Raw genomic sequence first — 23,808 nt, 5'->3', positions numbered from 1 at the left:
CGTTGTCACGCTGCGTCAGCGAACGGGCCTTCCTCCGCAGCTCTCGCTCTCTCAAGCTCCGATTCAAAATGTTCCACAGGCCCCTGCAGGGGTTTACTAGGACGATGGTGATACGGGCGTAGGCCATCACCGGAACCTACCGGTGCGACCCCGACCTCCGCGCGGGTCGGAAGCGGCGGCAGCGGCTCGGGAGAATTACCGGGACGGCGCATCAAATCCAGCTCCGAATCGGTGAACCACTCGTTAACGGCGTAGATTGACACCTGTCGGTCCTTATACACCGGCGTGACACCCGGGGTATGCCAGAGTTCAACCTCCATCTCCGGGACCGGTTCCTGGAACGCCCAGAAGCTAGGTGGCGACACATAGATATAGTGGACGCGCAGCTCCCGCGCCGCGAGATCCAGCTCATTCTCCATATCCGGGTCATCATAGTTACCGGTACCGAGCCGATTCGGGTTCCAGTACAGCCGGTTCGTCGCACTGGTCAGTGGAATAGTTGGCCACAGGTAATGCCGGAAAACACTGGGCAGCGAATTGTACGCGTACATCCACCCGGAACCGTCTGCCGGATTGCTCATGATCGTTCCACTGTAGGCCAACGGCTGTTTCGCCAACCAGCGGAACGCCTTCAGATCCGTATCATCGACCATGCGCCCGTCCCGGGCAGCCCCGATCGCAAAATCAGAGACGACACGCATCTCATCCTCGGCCTCCTGTATGAGAAAGAACCCGCCCACCAGCGCAGCCACAACCGACAACGGCACCGAGACACGCACGTAACGACGTATCGGTCCCAGCAGTATCAGCCGTCCGACAGCAGCGAGTGCCACCGCCGCCGCAGCAGCGGTAAGTAGCGCAACCGGCATAACGAGGCGATGCCCCGTGTTGTAATGCAGCGATCCGATCTGCGTAGCCAAGCCACTCCACCACGAATCTCCGAAAGGAAGAAGTGAGTTCACGGTGACAACGACACTGAGGAACCAGAACAACGGGGCCCAAAAATTGCGCCGCCACACGATAAGCACGACTGCGCCCACTGCGGCCGCCCACAACAGGGGTTCATGAACCCCGAAGTCACCGGCGTGCCGCGTCTGCATCTGGATTGCAACCCACCAGGCCTCACTCCGGGTCAAATCTTCATAAGCGACAAAAGACTTGACCTCCTCACTCTGCCCGAGTCCAGTGAGAATCTGAGGCAGCAAGACAAGTGTTCCGACAAGACCAGTCGAAGCGAGAATGAGGAAGTCCCGTACCCGGAACCATATCTCCTCCCGCCGATTCGACGGTTTCCTCGACGGCCGCCAGACCATGGCCAGCAACCACCACAAGCCGAGCCCGATCACGACAATCGTTGCCGCCGACGGATGAGTCTCCACCATCCCAACGAAAACAAGGACGGTGGCGAACGCTCGAACAGGTACAGCAGGTACCGACATGAACAGGGGAAGAACGATGAAAGCCATACCGATCGCCGCAAGATACGGCCATGCACCGACGTAGTAGCCCACCCAGTAAAGAACCGGCATAGGGACAACTATGATCGCCGCAAACCCCGCCGCGATCTGTGCCGTGACGCCCCGGTTGCCGACCAACCGCCAGGCCAGAACAGCGGCGGCCATCGGAAGCAGGATCGCCGGTAGGACGACCGAAACCAGATTAATCGACGCGATCACGGACATCCCCGTCAGTTCCCGGACCAGAGCCGCCCCGGCATGCCACGCAGTCGGATAGAAGAGAACCTCACGGGATTCAATATTCTGGAGTTCCCCCATCCGCGTCGGTGATGCAACCCCGGTTTCCTCGATGAACCGGACAACGCTCGCATGCCAGTGCACGTCCCAGCCCTGGAAGATGTTCTCCATTCCGTACCGGGTCTGCCGCAGCAGATCCAGGCTGCGTGAGAGCAGCAGGACAAAAGCGACCAGTACGCCGGACAGCGGAAGGACCCACACGGGATCGAGAATCGAGCCTGCAAGCCAGCGTTCCTCACGCTGCTTCGATCTCGCCAAAGCCACTTCCGCATCCACGGATCCCGGTTCCGGAGGAATCTCCTTCGGAACCCGGTGCCGCGGAACCGGGTTACCGTTCAAACCTTCCGCGGGAGAATCCGGCTCCTGTCCCCGATGGGACGCCATCTCCACGGTGCGTACGAAAGAACGGTCCGGCGCCACAGCAACGACCTGCTCAGGACCGGCTTCCGGAGGAGAGTCTGGGATCGGTGGTACATCGCAGGACATATCGGACGCGCCACCAGCATCCTCCCCGGTATCTGACGATACCGGTTCCTCACCACAGTCCGGGACCTCCCGGAATCGGTCACGTCGCCTCCGGTCCATGGCTAGCGCCGCTAGTCTCCACCCAGTCGCGAGCACGAGGATGAACACGGTGAACACTCCGACGCTACGGAAATCATAGGCATAAGGAGTGAGTCCGTAGAACCAGGCAGCGAGTCCGTATATTCCGAAACTCGCGGGAATCGACACCGCACCAGCCCAAGGCGCCCGGAGCCCAGAGACCCTGCAGACAAGAAATCCAGGCAATGTGAATACAGCTACAGCGATGAGAGCTGCCTGGTACACGTCCACGAGAATTTCCTCACCTCCACGCCAGCCGGATCACGGCCCCTGCCAGAACCGAACGTGTGCTTCCACGGGGGATGTTCCGGTTCACCCAACCGAAAACTGTTCGACTACAAGAGTGTAACCCTCCGAGCGGCCCTCGCATGCAGGACTCGCGCCGTTCTCCGGGTCTGCACAGATGGGACCGCCTAGAATATCTCTCCGAAGTAGGGGTTACCTTCCGGACATCCCTTTCCCCGGGCCCGGTGTTCCTCACCCTTCAGGACCCGAACTCCCCGCGTTTCCTCAGCCCGTCGAGCCAATTCACTGTCATCCGGGTAATCAACTCCGACGAGGGACAAACCGTTCGCCGGTGCCACCGGTACCTGCTGGGAACGGGTACGCTCACTCAATAATCCACCCGTGAATCCGGGGGAACGACGTCCTTCTCCGACCGCCAGGCACGCCCCAACCAAGGATCGCACCATGGACCAACAGAATGCATCCGCGGTAACTTCAGCGAGATAGAGTTCAGGTTCTTCAGCGGTGGAGATGTCCCGCCACGTGAACGCCTGGAGATCACGAACTGTGGTCGCGCCAGGTTTCGCCCGACAGAACGCCGCGAAATCGTTGAGCCCGGTGAGAACCTGCGCCGATTCACGCATGGCGTCCAGATCCACCGGTTTCGGCCAGTGTGCCGTGTCCCTGGATCGTGTCGGTAGCGCCCCCGGGGGATGCGTGGTCACGCGGTAGGCGTAATGCCTCCGAAGCGCGGAGAAACGGGCGTCGAAACCCTCGGGGGCCCTCGTGCAACGGTGTACCCGAACATCGGGGGGGAGAAGTCGGGCGAGTCGGCGCACAAGAGCTGAGGGATCGTTGCCGATCGAACGGGTGTCCAGACTGGTGGCCGGGACATCAATGTGCGCAACTTGGGCGTTAGCATGCACTCCCGCGTCAGTCCTCCCTGCGACTGTCAACATGGCGGGACACCGCAGTATGGTCGACAGAGCCTTTTCGACGGTTCCCTGAACCGTACGTAGCTCTTCGCCATCTCGTGGTACCTGTTTCGCCCAGCCATGGAAGTCCGTACCATCATAGGCCAGATCGAGACGAAGCCGAATGTACCCGGAATGATCCGGGGCGCGTTGGGGAGCTTTCACAGCGGATCAGTCTACAGACCGGCCCCTGTGGACGGCGATATGGCGATTCTTCTATGTCCCGGTTGCGCCCGAAAAACGACGAGAACCCACCGCACGCTCTTCTCCCACGAGGAGATGCGTGCGGTGGGTTCTCGTTTCGGTTCAATCCCTCAGGATGATGAACCTCACGCGAGAATTACTTCTCGTCTTCGACCTTCTCCGGCTCAGCTTCCGCTTCAGCCGGGGTGGGGACGTCATCCTGCTCCGCCTCAGCGGCCTCTTCAGCCGCCTGGCCGTCGGTGGACTCGTCAGCTTCGACCTCGACGACCTCTTCCTCAGTCTTCTTGGAAGCGGCGGCGCGGGCGGCACGGGTAGCCTCCGCGGAGACGGTCTCCTCGAGGACGAGTGAGATCTGGCTCATCGGGGCGTTGTCGCCCTTCCGGTTCTCGAGCTTGATGATGCGGGTGTAGCCGCCATCACGGTTCGCGAACTTCGGAGCCAGTTCATTGAACAGGTAAGCGACGACGTCCTTCTGGTTGACCAGCTTGAGGACGTTACGACGGTCAGCGACGGTGCCGCTCTTCGCCTTGGTGATGAGCTTTTCCGCGTACGGGCGAAGTAGCTTCGCCTTGGCGTCGGTGGTCTTGATAGCGCCGTGCTCGAACAGCTGGGCAGCGAGATTCGCCAGGATCTTCTTCTGGTGCTGCGCCGAACCGCCGAAACGGGCGCCCTTCTTGGGCTTGGGCATTGGGGGTACTCCTCGTGTACGTGTGTGTGAGCGCGGCGACCACTGTCCTTCGATCCGTGGACCATCGGTGGCCGCCTGGGCGTGCTACCCGGGTATTACTCGGAATCGTCGCCGTCGATATCGATGAAGTCACCGGTCTCGGCGTCATATCCCTCAATGGTCGAGGGATCGAAGTCCTCCGGTGCGTCCTTCAACGTCAGACCCAGGTTGGCCAGCTTGATCTTCACTTCGTTGATCGATTTCTGACCGAAGTTCCGAATGTCGAGCAGATCCGATTCAGTGCACTCCGCGAGTTCACCGACGGTGTGGATCTCCTGACGCTTCAAGCAGTTGTAGGAACGAACGGAGAAGTTCAGGTCCTCGATGGCCATACTGTAGTTGGCGTTGATCTCGGTCTCCTGGTTTGAGGGACCGAGATCAATGCCTTCCGCATTGGTATTGAGTTCGCGCGCGAGCCCGAACAGTTCAACCAGTGTCTTGCCTGCTGACGCCAGGGCGTCACGGGCGGTGATTGAGTTCTTCGTCTCAACATCGATGACCAGCTTGTCGAAGTCCGTGCGCTGTTTGACACGGGTTGCCTCGACCTTGTAGCTCACCTTGAGAACCGGAGAGTAGATCTGATCCACCGGAATCCGACCGATCTCTCCGGAATCACTGGTCAGGGTGGCGGGCACATAACCTCGCCCACGCTCGACGACCAGCTCGATGTCGATCTTGCCTTGCTCATTCAGCGTTGCGATGTGGAGGTCCGGATTGTGGACCTCAACACCCGCCGGAGGCTCGATGTCCGCTGCGGTAACCACACCAGCCCCCTCCTTGCGGAGGTACATGACGACGGGATCCTCGGAATCCGAGGACAGTACGAGACCCTTGATGTTCAGGATAATGTCGCTGACATCCTCCTTGACACCCGAGATCGTGGTGAACTCGTGGAGGACACCCTCGATCTTGACGCTCGTGACCGCTGCACCAGGGATGGACGACAGCAGCGTACGGCGCAGGGAATTGCCGAGGGTGTACCCGAAGCCGGGCTCCAAGGGTTCAATGGTGAACCGGGAACGAGACGAGTCGATGTACTCCTCGTGAAGCTCCGGACGCGTTGAAATGAGCATGTGGTGACGATCTCCTTTGGTGACGCCCACTATTTGACGTCAATAGGCAGACAGATGACGGTGTGGCAAAAGCCACGCGACGACTGTCCTGTGACCGGCTTCCCGGTGCCGAGAAGCCGAGGACAAGCCGATTACTTCGAGTAGTACTCGACGATGAGCTGCTCCTGCAGCGGAACATCGATCTGAGCACGCTCGGGCAACTGGTGCACGAGGATGCGCAGGGTGTCCGGAACAACCTGAAGCCAGGCCGGGACGACGGAATCGACAAGTCGATCCTGTGCGTCTTCGAACCACTCCATCTTGCGGGACTTCGGTCGCACGTCGATGATGTCGTACTGCGAAACCCGGTAAGACGGTACATTGACCTTCTTGTTGTTCACGGTGAAGTGTCCGTGGGAGACGAGCTGACGTGCCTGACGACGAGTCCGAGCGAGACCAGCGCGGTAAACCACGTTGTCGAGACGAGACTCGAGGAGGATGACCAGGTTGTCGCCGGTTTTACCGGGGCGTCGGTTCGCCTCAGCATAGTAGCGACGGAACTGCTTCTCCATGACGCCGTAGGTGAAGCGAGCCTTCTGCTTCTCCTGGAGCTGGAGCAGGTACTCGGACTCCTTGATGCGAGCACGGCCAGCCTGCCCCGGAGGGTAGGGGCGGCGTTCGAAGGCCATATCTCCGCCGACGAGGTCGACGCGGAGGCGACGGGATTTACGGGTGACTGGGCCGGTATAACGAGCCATAGTGTGTCTGTTTCCTTTCCCTGCTAGACGCGGCGGCGCTTCGGCGGACGGCAGCCATTGTGCGGCTGAGGCGTCACGTCGGTGATCTGGACGACCTCAAGGCCGGCGGCCGAGAGGGAACGGATAGCGGTTTCGCGGCCTGAGCCCGGGCCCTTGACGTAGACGTCGACCTTCTTCATTCCGTGTTCCATCGCCTTACGGGCGGCGTTTTCGGCAGCCATCTGGGCAGCGAAGGGAGTCGACTTACGTGACCCCTTGAAGCCAACGTGGCCGGACGAGGCCCACGAGATGACCGCACCATTCGGATCCGTGATGGACACGATGGTGTTGTTGAAGGTGGACTTGATGTGTGCGGCGCCGTGCGCCACGTTCTTCTTTACGACGCGACGGCCAGTGCGGCGCGCGCCAGAGCGTGCTTTAGGAGGCATGAGTTACTTCTTCTTTCCGGCGATCGTCTTCTTCGGACCCTTACGCGTACGTGCGTTGGTCTTGGTGCGCTGGCCACGGACGGGCAGACCACGACGGTGGCGCAGTCCCTGATAGCAACCGATCTCGATCTTGCGGCGGATATCCGCCTGAACCTGGCGGCGGAGGTCACCCTCGACCTTCCAGGTTGCTTCGATCACGTCACGGAGAGCAGCGATCTGCTCATCCGTGAGGTTGTCGGTGCGCAGGTCCGGAGAGACGCCGGTCTCTTCCAGCAGCTTCTTGGCTCGGGCGGGCCCGATGCCGTAAATGTAGGTCAGAGCTACCTCCATGCGCTTGTTGCGCGGGAGGTCAACTCCAGCAAGGCGTGCCATATGGCAGTTTCCTTCCGGTTGGTCCGGTGGTTTTCCCCACACCCGTCCCCGTCTGCTGATGCTTCATCCGGGCGGATGCCGGAAAGTGGATCAGGGGTACACGGGGCTTCGGCCACCGATGCCGAAGGTGCATGATGCACGTGTCACGGAGCGCATGATGACTGATCCAGGGAATCAGTACAGCGCAGGACACGTGCGGTGAGTGTGGAGGCTGATGTTTTTCTTACTTGTAGCGGTAGACGATGCGTCCGCGGGTCAGATCGTAGGGGCTCAGAGCCACGACGACGCGATCCTCCGGCAGAATACGGATGTAGTGCTGGCGCATCTTGCCGCTGATGTGTGCAAGAACTTTGTGCCCGTTGTCGAGTTCGACACGGAACATCGCATTCGGCAAAGGCTCGACTACTCGGCCCTCAACCTCGATGGCGCCTTCCTTCTTAGCCATATCCTCCACGTTTCTCCGGTACCGCACATATTGTGAGGCGTTCTCCGGTAGATAGTTGACTGCATTGCCTATTCCGACAAGCGGTGCGCATGATGGTGCACACCAACGTCTGACAATACGCGGAACAGTCCAGTAGCGCAATCCCGGCACAGATGGGTCTACCCCGGTGATTCAGTGAATCACCGGGGTAGACCCATCTGGAGAGACACCGCAGGTTAGTAGACGTACACCATGTCCCCGACCTGAAGGGTATCGAAATATCGGACGGCATCATCGTGATTGAGGTGTATGCAACCGTGCGACCACAAGTTCACATCACCCTCATGAAAAGCGATTCCGGTGTTCGTGAAATACACTGAATAAGGCATCGGCGCATTATTGAACTCGCGGGAGATCTCGTGCCGTACCTTACGATTCACGTAGTGTGTGCCCTTCGGAGTCTCCCAGCCCGAGGCCCCCGAGGACATCGGTACAGCACCATGCGTGACGCGACCGTTCTCCTGCAGCCACGTCCGTTGTTTCGTCAGGTCGATACACGCACGCGCCGCCGGCGGGCAGGATCCCCGGTCGAAAGCGGGTTCGGTAACGGCCGGAGCGGGTTCCTGCCGTGCAGATTGCTCCGCTTCGCGCTGAGCGATCAGACCGGGGAAAAACACATCGACGGTACCGTCGGTCAAAGCCCGGACCCCATCTCCGATGACCGGAGGCAATCCGGCGGAACGCTGATGAATATCATTACGGACGTTCCAGGCGTCATCATTGAGATTACTGGACCCCCCCGATGACCCCACATCTGGAGCGGCAATCGCCGTTGCCGGGGAGAACAGGAAACCGAGGGCGACGGTGACAACGACAGCGGCGATTCGACGGCGCGGCACTGACGTCCCCGCGGTTCTGCTGGTGATAGCTGGGTACATGGCTGCTTATCCTAGTCCGTAACCGTGTAAACGTGGAATTCCCCCGCCGATACCACCACTCTAATCAGTACCGGGGCGTGAGAATCCGGGGTCCCCCGGAAGTCGCAGCAACGGTGTGCTCCCAATGGCTGGCACGGGAACCATCGAGTGTCACCACCGTCCAGTCATCCTCCAGCACCGCTGAGTCCGGCGTACCGACCGCGAGCATTGGTTCGATCGCGAGCACACTCCCCTCGCCGATGACGGGTCCTCTTCCGGGCCTCCCCTCGTTAGCGAGAAACGGGTCCTCATGCATCTCCCGCCCTATTCCGTGGCCCCCGTACCCGTCCACGATATGGAGCGTGACCCCGAATTTTTCGGCGGCGACAGCGGTGGCCCGGCCGAGCGCATGGGACACATCGGTCAGCCTGTTGCCCGGGATCATCGCCTTCATCCCTTCGTCGAGAACCCATCTCGTCGCATCGTTGAGCCTTTCAGAGGTGTCATCGAGCTCCCCGATTCCGAAGGTCCAAGCAGAATCACCCACCCACCCGTCGAGTGTTGCACCACAATCGATCGAAACAAGGTCACCTGGTGCCAGGACCGTCTGCGATTTCGGGATGCCGTGAACGATGACCTCATTCACCGAGGCACAGATCGATCCCGGGAAGCCGTGGTACCCGAGAAACGTGGGATGAGCCCCATGCTCCCGGATCGTCGCCTCAGCGATCGCATCCAGTTCCAGAGTGCTGACGCCAGGGGCGGCCGCAGCACGGACCGCTTGGAGCGCTTTCCCCACGATCTCCCCTGCGGCCTGCATCGCATCGAGTTCTCCGGGTGTCCGCGTGGGCATCGTTCGTTGGCGTTTTCGGAAGGCCATTATCTAGTTCTGCTCCTCATTGAATTGATGGATGATGGTGCGCGAGAAGGCCCGTTCGAAAGATCCTTCGAAATAACGGAGGACCGGCCGCCGATGCGGTCCGGTCCTCCGTCGTACCCTATTTAGGTTCCATGCGCGCTACGGCTCGAAAACCCCGATTACTTCTTCAGGGCCGCCATGGTGCGCTCGTTGATGTCCTGGACGGAGCCTTCGGCTTCGATGGGAATAATCACGTCGGCGTAATGATCGATCAGGGGCGCGGTCTCATCACGGTAGACACCCAGCCGGGTCCGAATGGTCTCTTCATTGTCATCTGCGCGACCACGGGAGAGCATGCGTTCGACTACAATATCTTCGGCGACCTTGAACTGGATGACACCATCAAGTTCATGCCCCAACTTCTCCAGCATCTTCTCCAGCAGCTCAGCCTGCTCAACCGTCCGAGGGAAACCGTCGAGGAGGAAACCCTCACGAGCATCCTCTTCCGCCAGCCGAGACTCAACCATCCTCGCGGTGACATCCGTCGGGACAAGCTTTCCGGCGTCCATGTAGCTCTTGGCCTCAAGTCCGAGCGGGGTACCTTCACCGATGTTGGCGCGGAAGAGATCGCCCGTGGAGATGTGCGGGACATTGAGCTTCTCAGAGAGAATGGCGGCTTGAGTACCCTTGCCCGCACCAGGGGGACCAAGGAGAACAAGTCTCATTTGAGGAATCCTTCATAGTTAGACTGCAGCAACTGGCTTTCAATCTGCTTCACCGTGGTCAGTGCAACCGACACGAGAATCAGGATCGCGGTGCCACCGAACGGGGTGGACCCGGCCGAACTACCGACCCCCAAATCGAGCATGAGGTTCGGCAATACGGCAATGATACCCAGGTAGAACGCGCCTACGAAGAGAAGCCGGTTCATGACGAAACCAAGGTATTCGGCGGTGGGCCTACCGGGACGTATCCCGGGGATGAATCCACCGTACTTCTTCATGTTCTCGGCCTGCTCATTGGGGTCGTACTGGACCGACACGTAAAAGTAGCTGAAGAAAATGATCATGGTGAAGTACAGGACAATGTACTGCCATGACGACGGTGTCTGCAGATACTGGACGACATTGTTCTGCCACCAGTTGTCCGGGGAAACGGTACCCCCAGAATTGATGATCTGAGTGATCAGAACCGGAACGTAGATGATCGACGAAGCAAAGATGACCGGAATAACACCACCCTGGTTGACCTTCAGCGGAAGATAGGTCGATGTCCCTCCGTACTGACGACGGCCGACCATGCGCTTCGCATACTGAACCGGGATACGGCGCTGTCCCTGCTCAATGAAGACGACGCCGATGACGAGGATGAGAACCGCGATGAGAACCATGGTGAAGACGAGACCGCCGGAACTCGCCAGAATCCCCGCGCCATCCGTCGGCAGCCTGGTGGCGATACCGGCGAAGATCAGGAGGGACATGCCGTTTCCGATACCACGCTCGGTCATCAGTTCACCGATCCACATCAGCAGAACAGCACCCGAGGTCATGACGAAGACCAGAAGAACCAGGTCGAAGATATTACGTTCCGGGATGAGCACCTCAAATCCCGACCCCAGCAACTGCCCACGATCAGCCAGAGCGACAATCCCCGCAGACTGCAGGAGTGCCAGAGCAACCGTGAGATAACGGGTGTACTGCGTCATCTTCGCTTGTCCGGACTGCCCCTCTTTCTTGAGCTCCTCGAAGTGGGGAATGACGACGGTGAGCAACTGCGTGATGATGGACGCAGTGATGTACGGCATGATGCCAACCGCGAAAATACTGAGCTGGAGCAACGCACCGCCCGAGAACAGATTGATCAGCGAGTAGACGCTGGACTGATCCTGGGTGAGATCACGCAACCGACCCGCGATCGCGCCGTAATTGACGCCCGGGGACGGGATCTGAGCACCGATACGGTACAAGATGATCATCGCAATAGTGAACAAGATCTTCTTGCGTAGATCAGCGTCCTTGAATGCCGAGACGATGGCGGACACATATCCTCCTGCTGGCTCCCCCCGCCGCAGAAAGCCCCGATGGGCTTCGACCCTACGACGAGGGTCCGCGGTTTCATGGAGAAGGTGACGGTAATTGAGATTCTTCTTCGATATACCCCATCGGACCCGGCAACCGCTGGCGGCGGGGTCGGTCAGTGGCACAGAAGTTGTACGACTACGTAATCCTACCAGCCCCTTGCAAAGGGCACACATACTGGGGCTGAAACACACATGAAGACATGCCCATATTCCAGCATCGTTGCTGCGCAGGAACCCAGGAATCAGTTAACGCCAGTACCAGCTTAAGCAGGTGCCAACTACTAGTGCCGTACCTAGTGGCCTTCCCTCGGTCTCTTTCGGCCCACATGCTTTGAAAACACTGTGTCCCTGTCTCCAAAAATCAACAGGTAACACTGTCCGCCAGGGAGATCGGGAACACCGTACAAGGAGAAACCGCAGCCGAGAGAAGGCTCTTCCCCCAGCAAGGGGTCGTCACAGATAACGAAAGCCCCCGTACTCCTCTGTTACGGGGAGTACGGGGGCTTTCGTTTAGGTGCCTGTCCATTTCCGGAAACCGGGAGGAACCTGCGACCTGTCTCAGGCGTTTCTGTTACTTGCCTTCGGCCGTCACGGAACCACCTGCGGCCTCGATCTTCTCCTTCGCGGAGTTCGAGAACTTGGTGGCGGTGACGTTGACCTTGACGCTGATCTCGCCATTGCCGAGCACCTTAACGGGCTGCTTGGCGCGGACGAGGCCGGCTGCCACGAGGTCAGCGACGGTGATGTCGCCGCCCTCGGGGAATGCCTTCTCGAGATCGGAGACGTTGACCACCTGGAAGGTGATCTTCGCCGGATTCTTGAAGCCCTTCAGCTTCGGCAGACGCATGTGCAGCGGCATCTGGCCGCCTTCGAATGCTGCCGAAACCTGCTTGCGAGCCTTGGTACCTTTGGTACCGCGACCAGCGGTCTTACCTTTGGAGGCCTCGCCTCGACCGACACGGGTCTTAGCTTTGTTCGCGCCCTTGGCGGGACGCAGATCGTGAAGCTTGATGGGATCGCTCATTTAACTACCTACTCCCCCGCCACTTCTTCAACCTCGACCATGTGGCGCACCACGTTGACCAGTCCTCGCACCTCAGGGGTGTCGGGCCGGACCACAGAGTGGCGGATGCGCTTGAGACCGAGAGTACGCAGCGAGTCCTTCTGGTTCTTCTTGGCACCGACTGTGCCCTTGAGCTGGGTGATCTTGAGGGCCATTGATTAAGCCTCCTTGCCTGCGCGAGCGCGCAGCATCCGAGCCGGGGCGACCTCTTCGAGAGTCTTGCCACGGCGGGCGGCGACCTCTTCGGGACGAACGAGCTGCTTCAGACCGGCGACGGTAGCGTGCACAACGTTGATGGCGTTGTCGGAGCCCAGGGACTTGCAGAGAATGTCCTGGATACCAGCACACTCGAGCACCGGGCGGGCAGCGCCACCGGCGATGACTCCGGTACCCGGAGCAGCCGGGCGCATCATGACGATGCCCGCTGCCGCTTCACCCTGGACCGGGTGCGTGATGGTTCCGGCGACCATAGGGACACGGAAGAAGTTCTTGCGAGCTTCCTCTGTACCCTTCTGGATGGCCGCGGGAACTTCCTTGGCCTTGCCGTAACCGACGCCGACCATGCCCTGGCCGTCGCCCACGATCACGAGAGCGGTGAAGCTGAAGCGACGACCACCCTTGACGACCTTGGACACGCGATTGATGGTGACGACGCGCTCGATGTACTGGTTACGCTCGTCCTGCTGCTGATTGCGACGATCATCGCGGCGTCCTCCGCCACGGCGCTCGTTGCGGTTGTTGTTGTCTTTGCTGTTGGTGGTGCTATCGGCGGAGCGTCCGCCGTCACGCCGTTCACGTCCCGGCATTACGCGATCCTTCCGTTGTTGATCTTGGTGAAAGCGGTCATCAGAACTTCAGACCACCTTCGCGGGCGGCGTCAGCCAGAGAGGCGACACGTCCGTGGTACTTGTAGCCGGCGCGGTCGAATTTGACCGACTCAATGCCGGCTTCCTTCGCACGCTCGGCGATGAGGGTTCCGACCTTGGCGGCGCGGGCCTTCTTGTCGCCTTCGATGCCACGGATCTCCGGTTCCATCGTGGACGCGGCAGCCAGGGTGTGGCCAGCCAAGTCGTCGATGATCTGGACGTGCATGTGACGCGAGGTGCGGTGCACCACGAGACGAGGGGTCTCCGCTGTTCCACGCATGTGCTTGCGCAGGCGCGCATGGCGGCGCGTGCGAGCGACACGACGGCGGGTGGAGATATCCCGACCGATGGGGAGGCGCTTGTTCTGTGCAGTGTTGCTCATTACTTACCCGTCTTTCCGACCTTGCGGCGGATCTGCTCACCGGCGTAACGGATGCCCTTACCCTTGTAGGGGTCATCCTTGCGCAGGCGGCGGATGTTCGCGGCGATCTGGCCGACCTTCTGCTTGTCAATACCCGTGATGGAGAACTTCGTGTTGCCGTCGACGGCGAAGGTGATACCCTCCGGAGCTTCGATCAGGATCGGGTGGCTGTAGCCGAGAGCGAACTCGAGGTTGCTGCCCTTGGCCTGAACGCGGTAACCGACACCGAAGATTTCCATCTTGATGGTGTAGCCCTCGGTGACACCGACAACCATGTTGTTGACGAGTGATCGGGACAGGCCGTGCAGGGCGCGGCTCTTGCGGTGATCGTCCGGGCGGGAAACGACGATCTCGTTTTCCTCCTGGACGACGGTAATCGGAGCCGGGATCGCCTGGGCCAGGGTTCCCTTGGGACCCTTGACCTCGACATTCTGGCCGTCGATGGTGATGGTGACGCCGTTCGGGACGACGATCGGGTTTTTACCGATACGCGACATTGTTGCTCAATCCTCCCTTACCAGACGTAGGCGAGAACTTCTCCGCCTACACCCTTCTCGGTAGCCTGACGATCGGTCAGCAGACCCTGGGACGTGGAGATGATGGCCACGCCCAGGCCTCCGAGAACCTTCGGCAGGTTGGTGGACTTGGCGTAAACGCGCAGGCCCGGCTTGGACACGCGGCGAACACCCGCAATGGAGCGTTCGCGGGACGGACCGTACTTCAGCGTCAGCGAAAGGGTCTTGCCCACCTTCGCATCTTCGACGCTGTAGTCGGCGATGTAGCCTTCCTGCTTCAGAATCTCAGCAATGTTCGCCTTGAGAGTCGAGGAGGGCATCGACACGGTGTCGTGGAACGCGTTATTCGCGTTACGCACGCGCGACAACATGTCGGCGATAGGATCAGTCATGGTCATGGCAGACCAGTAGCCTTTCTCGTTGCGGTTCCCCTGATCACGCTAATGACCACCCGGCGTTATCATCTTCTCCCTGGCCACTTGTCGCCACAATCCACTTAGTAGTGGTGCAGCTCGCTGCCAGCAGTAACCGATGGACGCCATCGGGCGGGGGGCCTACAACAAAGTAGGAGTGGAACGTCTGTACGTTTTCGTGACGGTATTGTCACAAGGGACCTGCACGACACCCGCATCCTGATGCACGGGGCAGCATGATCACGAGCGAACGCAAGTCCAACCGATCACGTTACCGCAGTTGAACGGCAGTAAGCAAGCTGTTGGTCCCGACACCTAACGAATTCCGTTTACAAGGGGAGAACAACGCTCAGTTCCCACCCAGGATGACGCCCCCTTCCGGGGTCACGGTGACATCAGCCGCCAACGCCGCAGCCAGATTCAACCGCTGCCAAGAGCCCTGAGAACCCGTCACATCAAGGGGCATCCCGGCAGGTCCGGCTGTCTTACGGAGGATTTCCGCACGTTGCGCATAAGACAACTCTGGAAATGCCCCGAGAAGCAGATCAGGAGCTGCCTGCGGCACGATCATCGGTGCTGCCGTATCTCCCATCGGAGTGAACCCGTAATTCATCCGCCGGGTGTAGTCCCCCACCGGATCAGCGGAGTATGCGGGCCCCACCGACGCACATTCGGAGAGGGAGGCTCCGCACCGCCATTCCAACTCCGCCCGGATCTCAGCGGCGGCAGCGATGAGGTTGGCCCGCATTTTCGGATCATTCCACCGATCCGCTGCAGCGGCGGTACCGGTCATCCTGCCGCCGATGACGTCAAGCGGATAATGCACGCCCATCACCAAACGGTGCTCCCCCGACTCAGACCCACGGGCGAGTATCTGTGGACCGAACTCCGGGAGCATCACAGCCAGCAGCGTGGTTGTCCACGTGGCCTGGTTCGTGTGCCCGGAGGGGAAGGATTTCGAGGTGGTGTAGAAATCCCGGTCCGCCGCGACGAATTTGGTGATGCGGTCGGGCGCTACGACGAAGGGACGCGGATTGTCGAAGATTTCCTTCTCCACGAACGTAGAGCTGGCTGGGCCACCGGCACGCGCGAACCATCCACCACCGAGCAGCATCCGGGTTTTGGGGAGCCGGTTCTCTGCGAGTGCAGCCCGGAAATGCTGCGCTAGGACAGGCCCCAGGGCGTCAGCCACGGGATCAAGCACACCGTCCCGGTCCGCCCTCGCGTCCACCTGTGCACGGAGAATCCGGGCGGGGTCGTTCCTAGCGGCATTGTTTACCGCGATAACCTGCTCCAGGTTGGAACTCATCACATCCGGGTTCTCCCGGATTTCCCCGAATGAGCCGATCACATCGAGATAGATGCCGTAGGGATGCGAACTGATGTCGGAGATGTAGCCCACGTAGTCCTGCGGCCCGAAAGGGACGGGCACCGGTGCGCCATCGTGATGGACGGCGATCTCCTGACCCGGAAGTTGCCCTGGCGCGGGAGGCAGTTCGATCGCCTGTACCGATTGTGCGCAGAGGGTTGCGAACGCGAGGGAGGATACGGTGGCGACAACGTGGCGACGGTACGACATGGCCGACAGTCTAGGGCACCCGCCAGAGGCAGGAACACTATCCCGCCGGGTGCTCACCGGATCGTCATTGTCCGTTCACGTCCTGCGGGGAAACGGGGGTGGTTCAGTTTCTCTTGAGCTCATGCTCCAGAGCATCAAGTTCGCCGCCGCCGGCCATCTGGAGGGCAAGTTCATCGATACTCGTGTTCTCCCGATTCACAGCGAGGATCTGTCGGCCGAGTCCGAGGACGATGAACTCATCTCCGACGAGATAGGCGTGGTGCGGGTTGTGGGTGATGAGGATGACGGCGATTCCCCGATCGCGGGCATCAGCCACGAATTTGAGCACCATACCGGATTGTTTGACACCCAGTGCTGCGGTGGGTTCATCGAGTATGACGACGCGGGCCCCGAAGTAGATGGCCCGCGCGATGGCGACGACCTGGCGTTGTCCTCCGGAGAGTCGGTTCACCTGGACATCGACATCAGGAAGATCGATTCCCATCGCCAGGAGCTGATCACGGGTGATCCTGCGCATCTCCGCTGCCCGGAGGTGTCCGAACGGACCGGTGGTCAGTTCCTGACCGAGGAAGAAGTTTCGCCAGACGGGCATGGTTCCGACGACAGCGAGGTCCTGGTACACGGTGGCGATACCGGCGTTGAGGGCGTCCTTCGGTCCACGGAAGTGGGCGATCTCACCGTCGATGAGCACGTCACCCGAGGTCGCGGAGTGAAGTCCCGAGAGGATCTTGATGAGTGTGGATTTACCCGCTCCGTTATCCCCGAGGATGCAGGTGACCTCGCCTTCCCGGACGGTGAGATTGACTCCGGAGAGTGCGTTGAAGGCACCATATGACTTGGCGACGTCGCGTAGTTCGACGATGGCGGTACCCGTATCCCGGGATTCGGGCAGGGTGCTGGTGGTGTTCATCTGCCTGTTCCTACCTGCTCTCCGTGTAGTTGGCTGTCGTTCTGTTGGCAATGACCGCAAACAGGAGCATCGCGCCGAGGAAGAACTTGAACCAGTCGGGGTTCCATCCCGCGTAGACGATGCCCTGGTTTGTCATGCCGAAGATGAGGGCGCCGATGGCGGTTCCCACGGCGGTTCCCTTACCCCCGGTGAGCGCGCAGCCTCCGATGACGGCGGCGATGATGTAGAGGAACTCGTTGCCGACGCCCTGGCCCGCCTGGATCGAATCGAAGGCGAAGAGATTGTGCATACCGACGAACCAGGCAGCGAAGCCGACGAACATGAACAGCACGATCTTGACCCTGCGTACGGGTACGCCGACCGCCTCAGCCGCGGCTTTGTCGCCGCCCACGGCGAAGACCCAGTTCCCGAAGCGGGTCTTGTACAGGATGTAGCTCGCGATCGCGACAAACAGCAGCCACCAGAACACGGTCACCTTCACATTCACCCCGCCGATGCTGACGGAACTCGCGAAGAGTCCCTTGGCGGAGGCGAACCCGTCCATGTCCCCGATGGAGTGCGTGGCCACCTGTCCGGCGATGAGCTTCGTCAGCGCGAGGTTGAGCCCCTGCAGCATGAGAAACACCGAGAGCGTGATCAGGAAGGAGGGTATCCCGGTGCGGGTGACCAGGAAGCCGTTGAGTGCGCCCACCGCCAGAGCGATCCCGAGGGACAGGAACGCTCCGACCCAGGAGTTCAGGTGTAGGTGATAGTTGAGCATCGCCGAGGCGAGTGCCGCCGACGTCACCGCAACACCCGAGGAGAGGTCGAACTCGTCTCCGATCATGAGCATGCCGACGGCCAGCGCCATGATCCCCATCGTCGAAGAGGCGTAGAGAACGGTGGCGAATGCATCAGGTGTACGGAACGGCGGCGCCACGACCATGAAGAGCGTGAAGATGATGACGGCGCCGACGAGGCTCGCCAGTTCCGGACGACGAATGAGCCGATCGAAGACGGTGCGCTCGCGCAGCCGGTCGTCGACCACCCCGTTAGAAAACGGGGTAAGCCCCTCGGTCACGTCCGTGTCACCGCTGGACGTGTCCCCACCACTCATCGAAGACCTTCCGTTGCGGCGTCAGCAATGGCATCGACGTTCGTCGAATCAACAAAGGAGGGGCCGGTGAGGACCGGCTTGCCGCCTCCGAGGGTCGATCCGTTCCGGATCGCGAGCCAGATGGCGTCCACAGCCAGGTATCCCTGCACGTAGGGCTGCTGGTCGATGGCCCACGCGATGGTGCCGTCCTTGATGGCCTTGACCAGTTCGGCGTTGGTGTCGAACGTGGCGATCTTTGCGTCACTGCCCGCGTCCTTCGCAGCGTCGACACTCGTGATCGCAACTGGGGCCACAAGCCCCATGATCCAGTCGATGGAGGGATCCTGGGCGAGCTTCGCTTGCACGGTGGAGGCGACGGAGGTCATGTCCATCCCGTTGACGTAGAGAATCTCCATGTCCCCGGAGGTCCCGAGGCCCTTCTTGATTCCGCCGCAGCGGGCTTCCTGGGAGGAGTTGCCCTGTTCGTGGATGACGCAGAGAACCTTCTTCGCCCCCTCGGTGGCGAGCCGCTCTCCGGCAAGCTCACCGGCGATGGACTCATCCTGACCAAAGAAGGCGGACAGGCCGTAGTCGGAGTAGTCGTTCATTCCGGCGTTGAGCCCGACGACGGGGATCCCCGCATCCACGGCCTTCTTCGCGGCCGGTCCGATGGCCTCGGCGTTGGGGAGTGTCACGGCGATACCGTCGACGTCGGCGTCGATCGCGGACTGCACGAGGTTCGCCTGGTTCGGCGCCTGCGGATCGGAGGAGTAACGCAGCTCGATGTTGTCCTTCTTCGCGGCATCCTCCGCGCCCTTGCGCACGAGATCCCAGAATGTGTCACCGGGAGCTCCGTGGCTCACCATCGCGACAACCGCGCGGGGCGTGTCGACGGTCCCACCACCGGCGGCGCCACCGGAAGATTCCGGGGCTCCGCCGGTGGATGAACACGACGCGAGCGCGAGCGCCCCGGCGGTGAGGGTTGCGGCCACCGCGGCGCCCCGGCGAGCGGGACGGACCTGGGAGGCGCGGTCACGGGAGAACAGCGAGGAGAGATCTTTGAGTTTCACACTGAGCCATTGAACGCACCCCTCCAGCCAAAAACAAGCTGGCTGAACTGCGTATTTACCGATTCAGTGAAGATGACCAGCGGAGTAACAGCAAAAGAAATCCAGCATGCAGAAGCACCATCAACCTCGTTCGGACGTGCGTCATCCCGGTCACCGCCGCTTCCCCATCCCGGTGTCGAGTTCTCCGGCGACATCACCGGCGGCCGCCAGCAGGATCAGCAACGGCACGACTCCGGGGCCGGGTATCTGGTATTTTCCGTCCCCGTCACGTGCCACGATTCCGGCGGACTGAAGGGGCTTGAGGTGATGGTAGAGCGGCCCGGGTGAGCTGTAGCCGAGGAGTTCCTGTAGTTGCCTGGCACTAGCTGGTTCGACGAGGAGTTCCCGGAGGATGATCAGCCGTACCGGACTGGACACTGCGGCCAAAACCTCCGTGATCCCGTCGCTCGGCACGGAACGCACGGTGTCTGCGTCGAGGGTGATCGTCCAGCGGAGCTGACGTGGTGCGGTGAGTTCGCCGCTGTAGTGGATCGTTCCGGTGATTGCACCGGCCTCGGATTCGTCTGCGTGGTTCTGGGACTGCCCCGGCACCTCTGGATGCTCGAGTTTCCGTACGCGGGACTCAAGGTCGGTGACGCGTTTCCGGAGGTCCGCGAGTTCCTGTGCTTCAGTCATTCTCCACAGGTTAGCTGTTCACGTATGTCGTGGGAGTCAACTGCCTGGAGTATTAGGTCCTGCCAGGCGAAGGCGGCGAGTGTGTCCGTATAGTCGGCTTCCGGGATCGCGGTGGAGATCAGGACCGCGACCGCCGGGGTTCCGTCCTCGCGGCGGATCTCCATGGCGTCGGCGAGGACGCCGGGCAAACTGCCGCCCTTGTGTCCGATCGCGGTGTAGCCGGGTGCGGGGGCGTGTTCGAGGTGACGTCGTGCGATGTCCCCAGCCGGGCCGAGCTCGCCGGTGGCGAGTCGGGTGTAGACGGCGGCGAGGTCGCCTGCGGTGGCGGTCGCTGTTCCGCGGAGGATGTCCCGCTGCTCGGAATACCCGCCGGATGCGCGGTGGAGGATGGTGGCGGCCCATTCGGGATCTTCGCGGTATCTGCGGGAGGCAGCGTCCGGGTTTCCTGCACTGTCGGGATCGAGGACAGCGAGCAGTGATCCGAGGTAGTTGGGGATGTGGGGGTTGTCCCATCCTGCTCTGGTGGCGGCTGCGGTGAGGGCGGGTTCCCCCAGTGTGTCGGCCAGCCAGTCCGCTGCAGCGTTGTCGGATTCGATGATCATCGTGCTGACGAGATAGTCGAGGGTGACGGTGGTGTCCGGGTCGGCTGCAACGGCAACCCCGGGGGACGGTTCCCTCCTGTCGATACCGAGTCGGGCCAGTGCCGCTGCGTGCGCCCCACCATCGAGTGGCAGGTAGAAGGACTCCCATTCGGAGACGGGAACCGGGGTGTCGGGGTCGATGGTGCCGTCGGTGATGGCGTCGGCGTAGGCGAGCAGGTGGATGGCTTTCGCTGCGGATGCGATGTCGAGTGGGGTATCAGCGTTCTTCCGTACGGTGTCCGGACCGTCGGGGGCGGTGGCGTCGGGGATTATGAAGACTGCGGAGTCGTCTGGATGGGCGGCGAGGTGTGCTACCCAGCCGGAGGATTCAGTCAGGTCGGTGTCACCGTGGCGGCATGCGGTGGTGATGTGCCGTGCGGTGTCTCCCCCGTCTTCTGGTGGTGTCGGGGCACAGGCCATCAGGCCGAGGACGCCGGACAGGATGGCTGTGGTGAGGGGGCGGGAAGCATGGCGAAGTGACATAATTCTAGAATTCTAGAATTATGTCACTGGTAGTATCCACTACCTCCCGGGGGTCAACCGCAGATACATCCCCGGCCGAATGATCCTCCCGGGATTGTCGATGTCGGTTCCGTCCGCCAACCTGATGCGGTTGATCTGCACACCGTATTCACGCCCGGTGTGGGCTGCGGGACCGGCGACGACGACGATATGCTCACCGTCAGTCACGACACGGCCCGGCGTTCCACCGAAGCGCATCGGGCTAATCTCGACGTCCGTAACATAAATGCGCTGCTCCCCCAGGTAGGCCCAGGCGTTGAAGAAGGGGTCGCAGCTCGCCCGGACCAGGTTGAACACCGCGCGAGCACCGAGGGAAAAATCGATCCCACAGTCGGCGGGGCGACGGCGGTGGAAGTAGGTCCACTGCTCCGGGTCCTGCGGAGTCGGTGTCTTACCGGCGTCGAGGAAATCGAGGGAATCCTGCAGGACCGGGCCCACCAGGTCGAGGCACCGGTTGGTCAACGTCAGTGCATCGTCAGAATCCGTGACCCGGGTGGCGCGCTGGGCGACGATGGGGCCAGTGTCGAACCCTTCCGCCATGAGGTGCCCGGTGACGCCAACCTCGGACTCGTCATTGATCAGCGCCCAGTTCGGGGCCCCGAATCCCGCGTACTTGGGCAGCAGCGAATCATGAATATTGAGGGTTCCCAGGCGCGGCGCATCGTACACGTCTTCGGCGATCACCGACGTCCAGTTCGTCACCACCATCAAATCCGCCTCCGCCGCCCGGATGGCGTCGGCTGCCGCCCCGTCCAGGCGTTTCGTCTCGATAACGGGAATCCCACGTTCCCTGGCGAAGGCGGCGACATCCTCGTCCATTCCCGCATAGTAGGGGTCATCGATCGGCGGCTGGGTGCAGACGAGCACTATCTCGTGCCCACTGTCCGCGAGGGCCGTGATGGAACGATAGCCGAAGGTGGCAAAACCGGTGAAAATAACGCGCATACCTGGGTCGAACCCCTTTTTCAAAGAAGTAGTAGATGAGGAGAAGCTGAACGTCGGCAATAGTAACGGAGCCCAAACTTCGGGCATGACGGCGGGGTGTCCACCCGACACACGGGATGGCTCCACAAGCGAAGCCGTCCAGCCGGGCCCCCGCTGTTGACAACACCGGCACGAAGCCTGTTAATTGTGTGGTGCCTAACCTAATTAACGGTGTTTTCCCGGGTCCGCCCCGGACCCCTCGGCACTACTGCACCACCCCTCTTCGCGAAAGGCGCCCCGCTCCGTCATGCCAGGGATCGAATGCCCGTCACAGTCATCATCCACCCTTCTCCACGTCCTGGTCACAGGTGCACGGGGTGGTGTCGGTTCCGCGGTGGTTGAGCACCTGCGGAACCTCGGACACCGGGTGAGCGCCTGGGACCTTCCGGAGTACGACGTGACCGACTCGGACTCCATCGCCGCTGCGATCGCCGACCTCGATGACAGCGATCCACTCGATGCCCTCGTCCACACTCCCGGCGTCCTGCGACCGGATTCCGCCCTGAACCCCGACCCCGCTGCCCTGCGGTTCTCTCTGGAGGTCAACCTTCTCGGCACGGTCGCGGTCTGCGCTCCAGTCGCGCGCCGCTTCGTCGAACGTCGCGGCGGTTCCCTCGTGGTCGTCTCCTCGAACGCGGCAGCCGTACCCCGAGCCGGGATGGCCGCCTACGGCGCGTCCAAAGCGGCCACGACCTCCTGGGTCCGCACTCTCGGCCTGGAGTGCGCCCCGCACGGGGTCCGGTGCAATGTCATCTCCCCCGGTTCCACCGACACGCCCATGCTGCGCGGTATGTGGCCTGAAGGCAGTGATCAGAGCGCGCAGGTGATAGCGGGAACTCCGGAGCAGTACCGTCTGGGGATCCCACTGCAGCGGCTCGCCGATCCCTCCGACATCGCCGGAGCCTGCGCCTTCCTCATTTCTCCGGCCGCCCGACACATCACGATGCACGACCTGCGTATCGACGGTGGCGCCACCCTCGACGCCTGATCCGAGCCCCTCTCCCCCACTCGCGGAAAGCAGAATCTCCCCCGTATGGCTATTCCCCTCATCGCGCCCTATCCTCTCTCGGCGGCCTGTCCCCCCGATGCTCCGGTTCCTGAACCCGTTGTCGACTGGAGTGTCGATCCCGGGCACGCCGCCCTACTTGTTCATGACATGCAGGCCTATTTCCTCGCAGCCTACGACCGTTCCCGGGAACCCGTCTCGACGATGATCCCGAACATCAGGGCGCTCATCGACGCCTTCGATGCGGCTGGGGCACCGGTGTTCTACTCGGTGCAGCCGCCCGCCCAGGCACCCGCCCGGCGCGGCCTGCTCACCGATTTCTGGGGCACCGGTATCTCGGACGCGGAGGATGCTGCGGTAATTCCGGAGCTGGCTCCGCGAGCACACCACCATCTCATCACCAAATGGCGTTACTCCGCTTTCGAGCGGACGGATCTACGGCAGGCACTCTCCTTCGCCCGGCGGAACCAGTTGGTGGTTACCGGGGTGTACGCGCACATGGGGTGCCAGGTGAGTGCGGCAGACGCATTCATGAATGACATTCAGCCTTTCCTCGTCGCCGATGCCGTCGCCGATTTCTCCGCGGATGAGCACCGTTCTGCGGTGCAGTGGGTTGGCAGACGTGCCGGTGTCGCACTCCGGACGGGCGATGTTCTTGAGCAGTTCACCACACCGGGTAAAGGGGAGTGAC

Annotated in this window: 27 protein-coding genes; 2 read left to right on the top strand and 25 right to left on the bottom strand. The window is 61.4% G+C overall.

Annotated features, from left to right (window positions below; genetic code table 11):
* Positions 1-5: 5 nt before the first annotated feature.
* From QWU43_RS07480 to QWU43_RS07360, 25 genes are all read right to left on the bottom strand, one after another.
* Positions 6-2,588: a DUF6541 family protein gene (locus tag QWU43_RS07480; protein WP_370917500.1), complete on the bottom strand. Its 2,583-nt coding sequence runs from the start codon at positions 2,586-2,588 to the stop codon at positions 6-8.
* 182 nt (positions 2,589-2,770) lie between these two features.
* Positions 2,771-3,721: a tRNA pseudouridine(38-40) synthase TruA gene (gene truA, locus QWU43_RS07475; protein WP_370917499.1), complete on the bottom strand. Its 951-nt coding sequence runs from the start codon at positions 3,719-3,721 to the stop codon at positions 2,771-2,773.
* Positions 3,722-3,896: 175 nt separating this feature from the next.
* Positions 3,897-4,448, bottom strand: a complete 552-nt coding sequence (rplQ, locus tag QWU43_RS07470) for a 50S ribosomal protein L17 (RefSeq protein WP_370917498.1) — start codon at positions 4,446-4,448, stop codon at positions 3,897-3,899.
* A gap of 95 nt (positions 4,449-4,543) precedes the next feature.
* The gene (locus QWU43_RS07465) at positions 4,544-5,560 is read right to left on the bottom strand and encodes a DNA-directed RNA polymerase subunit alpha (protein ID WP_370914537.1); all 1,017 of its coding nucleotides are present in this window, start codon (positions 5,558-5,560) and stop codon (positions 4,544-4,546) included.
* A 131-nt stretch (positions 5,561-5,691) separates the two neighbouring features.
* Complete coding sequence (gene rpsD / locus QWU43_RS07460) at positions 5,692-6,297, bottom strand: 30S ribosomal protein S4 (protein ID WP_370914538.1); 606 nt, start codon at positions 6,295-6,297, stop codon at positions 5,692-5,694.
* Between the two features lie 23 nt (positions 6,298-6,320).
* Positions 6,321-6,725, bottom strand: coding sequence for a 30S ribosomal protein S11 (gene rpsK / locus QWU43_RS07455; RefSeq protein WP_370914539.1), 405 nt, complete (start codon positions 6,723-6,725; stop codon positions 6,321-6,323).
* 3 nt (positions 6,726-6,728) lie between these two features.
* Positions 6,729-7,097, bottom strand: a complete 369-nt coding sequence (gene rpsM / locus QWU43_RS07450; protein WP_198734920.1) for a 30S ribosomal protein S13 — start codon at positions 7,095-7,097, stop codon at positions 6,729-6,731.
* A 223-nt stretch (positions 7,098-7,320) separates the two neighbouring features.
* Complete coding sequence (gene infA, locus QWU43_RS07445; RefSeq protein WP_075724780.1) at positions 7,321-7,542, bottom strand: translation initiation factor IF-1; 222 nt, start codon at positions 7,540-7,542, stop codon at positions 7,321-7,323.
* Between the two features lie 215 nt (positions 7,543-7,757).
* Positions 7,758-8,459 (bottom strand): L,D-transpeptidase, encoded by a 702-nt coding sequence (locus QWU43_RS07440; RefSeq protein ID WP_370914540.1) that lies wholly within the window; start codon positions 8,457-8,459, stop codon positions 7,758-7,760.
* 64 nt (positions 8,460-8,523) lie between these two features.
* Positions 8,524-9,318 carry a type I methionyl aminopeptidase gene (gene map / locus QWU43_RS07435; protein WP_370914541.1) on the bottom strand — a complete coding sequence of 265 codons (795 nt, stop codon included), beginning with the start codon at positions 9,316-9,318 and terminating at the stop codon, positions 8,524-8,526.
* Positions 9,319-9,476: 158 nt separating this feature from the next.
* A complete protein-coding gene (locus tag QWU43_RS07430; protein WP_370914542.1) occupies positions 9,477-10,022 on the bottom strand; it encodes an adenylate kinase in 546 nt (181 codons plus the stop codon).
* On the bottom strand, positions 10,019-11,338 hold the full coding sequence (secY, locus tag QWU43_RS07425) for a preprotein translocase subunit SecY (RefSeq protein WP_370914543.1): 1,320 nt from the start codon (positions 11,336-11,338) through the stop codon (positions 10,019-10,021). The genes QWU43_RS07430 and secY overlap by 4 nt, the downstream gene beginning before the upstream one ends.
* Positions 11,339-11,948: 610 nt before the next feature.
* A complete protein-coding gene (gene rplO, locus QWU43_RS07420; RefSeq protein ID WP_370917497.1) occupies positions 11,949-12,401 on the bottom strand; it encodes a 50S ribosomal protein L15 in 453 nt (150 codons plus the stop codon).
* Between the two features lie 8 nt (positions 12,402-12,409).
* Complete coding sequence (gene rpmD, locus QWU43_RS07415) at positions 12,410-12,595, bottom strand: 50S ribosomal protein L30 (protein ID WP_200253855.1); 186 nt, start codon at positions 12,593-12,595, stop codon at positions 12,410-12,412.
* A gap of 3 nt (positions 12,596-12,598) precedes the next feature.
* On the bottom strand, positions 12,599-13,246 hold the full coding sequence (gene rpsE / locus QWU43_RS07410; protein WP_370914545.1) for a 30S ribosomal protein S5: 648 nt from the start codon (positions 13,244-13,246) through the stop codon (positions 12,599-12,601).
* 40 nt (positions 13,247-13,286) lie between these two features.
* Complete coding sequence (gene rplR, locus QWU43_RS07405; RefSeq protein WP_370914546.1) at positions 13,287-13,688, bottom strand: 50S ribosomal protein L18; 402 nt, start codon at positions 13,686-13,688, stop codon at positions 13,287-13,289.
* Positions 13,688-14,224 (bottom strand): 50S ribosomal protein L6, encoded by a 537-nt coding sequence (gene rplF / locus QWU43_RS07400; protein WP_370914547.1) that lies wholly within the window; start codon positions 14,222-14,224, stop codon positions 13,688-13,690. Before rplF ends, rplR begins: the two co-directional genes overlap by 1 nt.
* Positions 14,225-14,241: 17 nt before the next feature.
* The gene (gene rpsH, locus QWU43_RS07395) at positions 14,242-14,640 is read right to left on the bottom strand and encodes a 30S ribosomal protein S8 (protein WP_198734931.1); all 399 of its coding nucleotides are present in this window, start codon (positions 14,638-14,640) and stop codon (positions 14,242-14,244) included.
* Positions 14,641-15,004: 364 nt separating this feature from the next.
* Positions 15,005-16,234 (bottom strand): phosphatase PAP2 family protein, encoded by a 1,230-nt coding sequence (locus QWU43_RS07390; protein ID WP_370917496.1) that lies wholly within the window; start codon positions 16,232-16,234, stop codon positions 15,005-15,007.
* Positions 16,235-16,337: 103 nt separating this feature from the next.
* Complete coding sequence (locus tag QWU43_RS07385; protein WP_370917495.1) at positions 16,338-17,144, bottom strand: ATP-binding cassette domain-containing protein; 807 nt, start codon at positions 17,142-17,144, stop codon at positions 16,338-16,340.
* A 10-nt stretch (positions 17,145-17,154) separates the two neighbouring features.
* Positions 17,155-18,240, bottom strand: coding sequence for an ABC transporter permease (locus tag QWU43_RS07380; RefSeq protein ID WP_370914550.1), 1,086 nt, complete (start codon positions 18,238-18,240; stop codon positions 17,155-17,157).
* Positions 18,237-19,211, bottom strand: coding sequence for a sugar ABC transporter substrate-binding protein (locus tag QWU43_RS07375; RefSeq protein ID WP_370914901.1), 975 nt, complete (start codon positions 19,209-19,211; stop codon positions 18,237-18,239). The genes QWU43_RS07380 and QWU43_RS07375 overlap by 4 nt, the downstream gene beginning before the upstream one ends.
* A gap of 228 nt (positions 19,212-19,439) precedes the next feature.
* A complete protein-coding gene (locus tag QWU43_RS07370) occupies positions 19,440-19,964 on the bottom strand; it encodes a helix-turn-helix domain-containing protein (RefSeq protein ID WP_370917494.1) in 525 nt (174 codons plus the stop codon).
* Positions 19,961-21,088, bottom strand: a complete 1,128-nt coding sequence (locus tag QWU43_RS07365) for a serine hydrolase (RefSeq protein WP_370917493.1) — start codon at positions 21,086-21,088, stop codon at positions 19,961-19,963. Before QWU43_RS07365 ends, QWU43_RS07370 begins: the two co-directional genes overlap by 4 nt.
* Before the next feature lie 39 nt (positions 21,089-21,127).
* Positions 21,128-22,072, bottom strand: coding sequence for a methionyl-tRNA formyltransferase (locus tag QWU43_RS07360; RefSeq protein ID WP_370917492.1), 945 nt, complete (start codon positions 22,070-22,072; stop codon positions 21,128-21,130).
* Positions 22,073-22,358: 286 nt separating this feature from the next.
* On the opposite strand from QWU43_RS07360, the gene QWU43_RS07355 reads away from it, so the two are divergent.
* Positions 22,359-23,099 carry an SDR family oxidoreductase gene (locus QWU43_RS07355; protein WP_370914554.1) on the top strand — a complete coding sequence of 247 codons (741 nt, stop codon included), beginning with the start codon at positions 22,359-22,361 and terminating at the stop codon, positions 23,097-23,099.
* Between the two features lie 45 nt (positions 23,100-23,144).
* Positions 23,145-23,807, top strand: coding sequence for an isochorismatase family protein (locus tag QWU43_RS07350; RefSeq protein ID WP_370917491.1), 663 nt, complete (start codon positions 23,145-23,147; stop codon positions 23,805-23,807).
* Position 23,808: the final 1 nt, after the last annotated feature.

Origin of the sequence: Corynebacterium sp. CCM 9204, assembly GCF_041357695.1 — a bacterium.
In the GTDB taxonomy this organism is placed as follows: Bacteria; Actinomycetota; Actinomycetes; order Mycobacteriales; family Mycobacteriaceae; genus Corynebacterium.
Note: the sequence above shows the minus strand (reverse complement) of the source record. Positions and strands in the feature narration are given on the sequence as shown.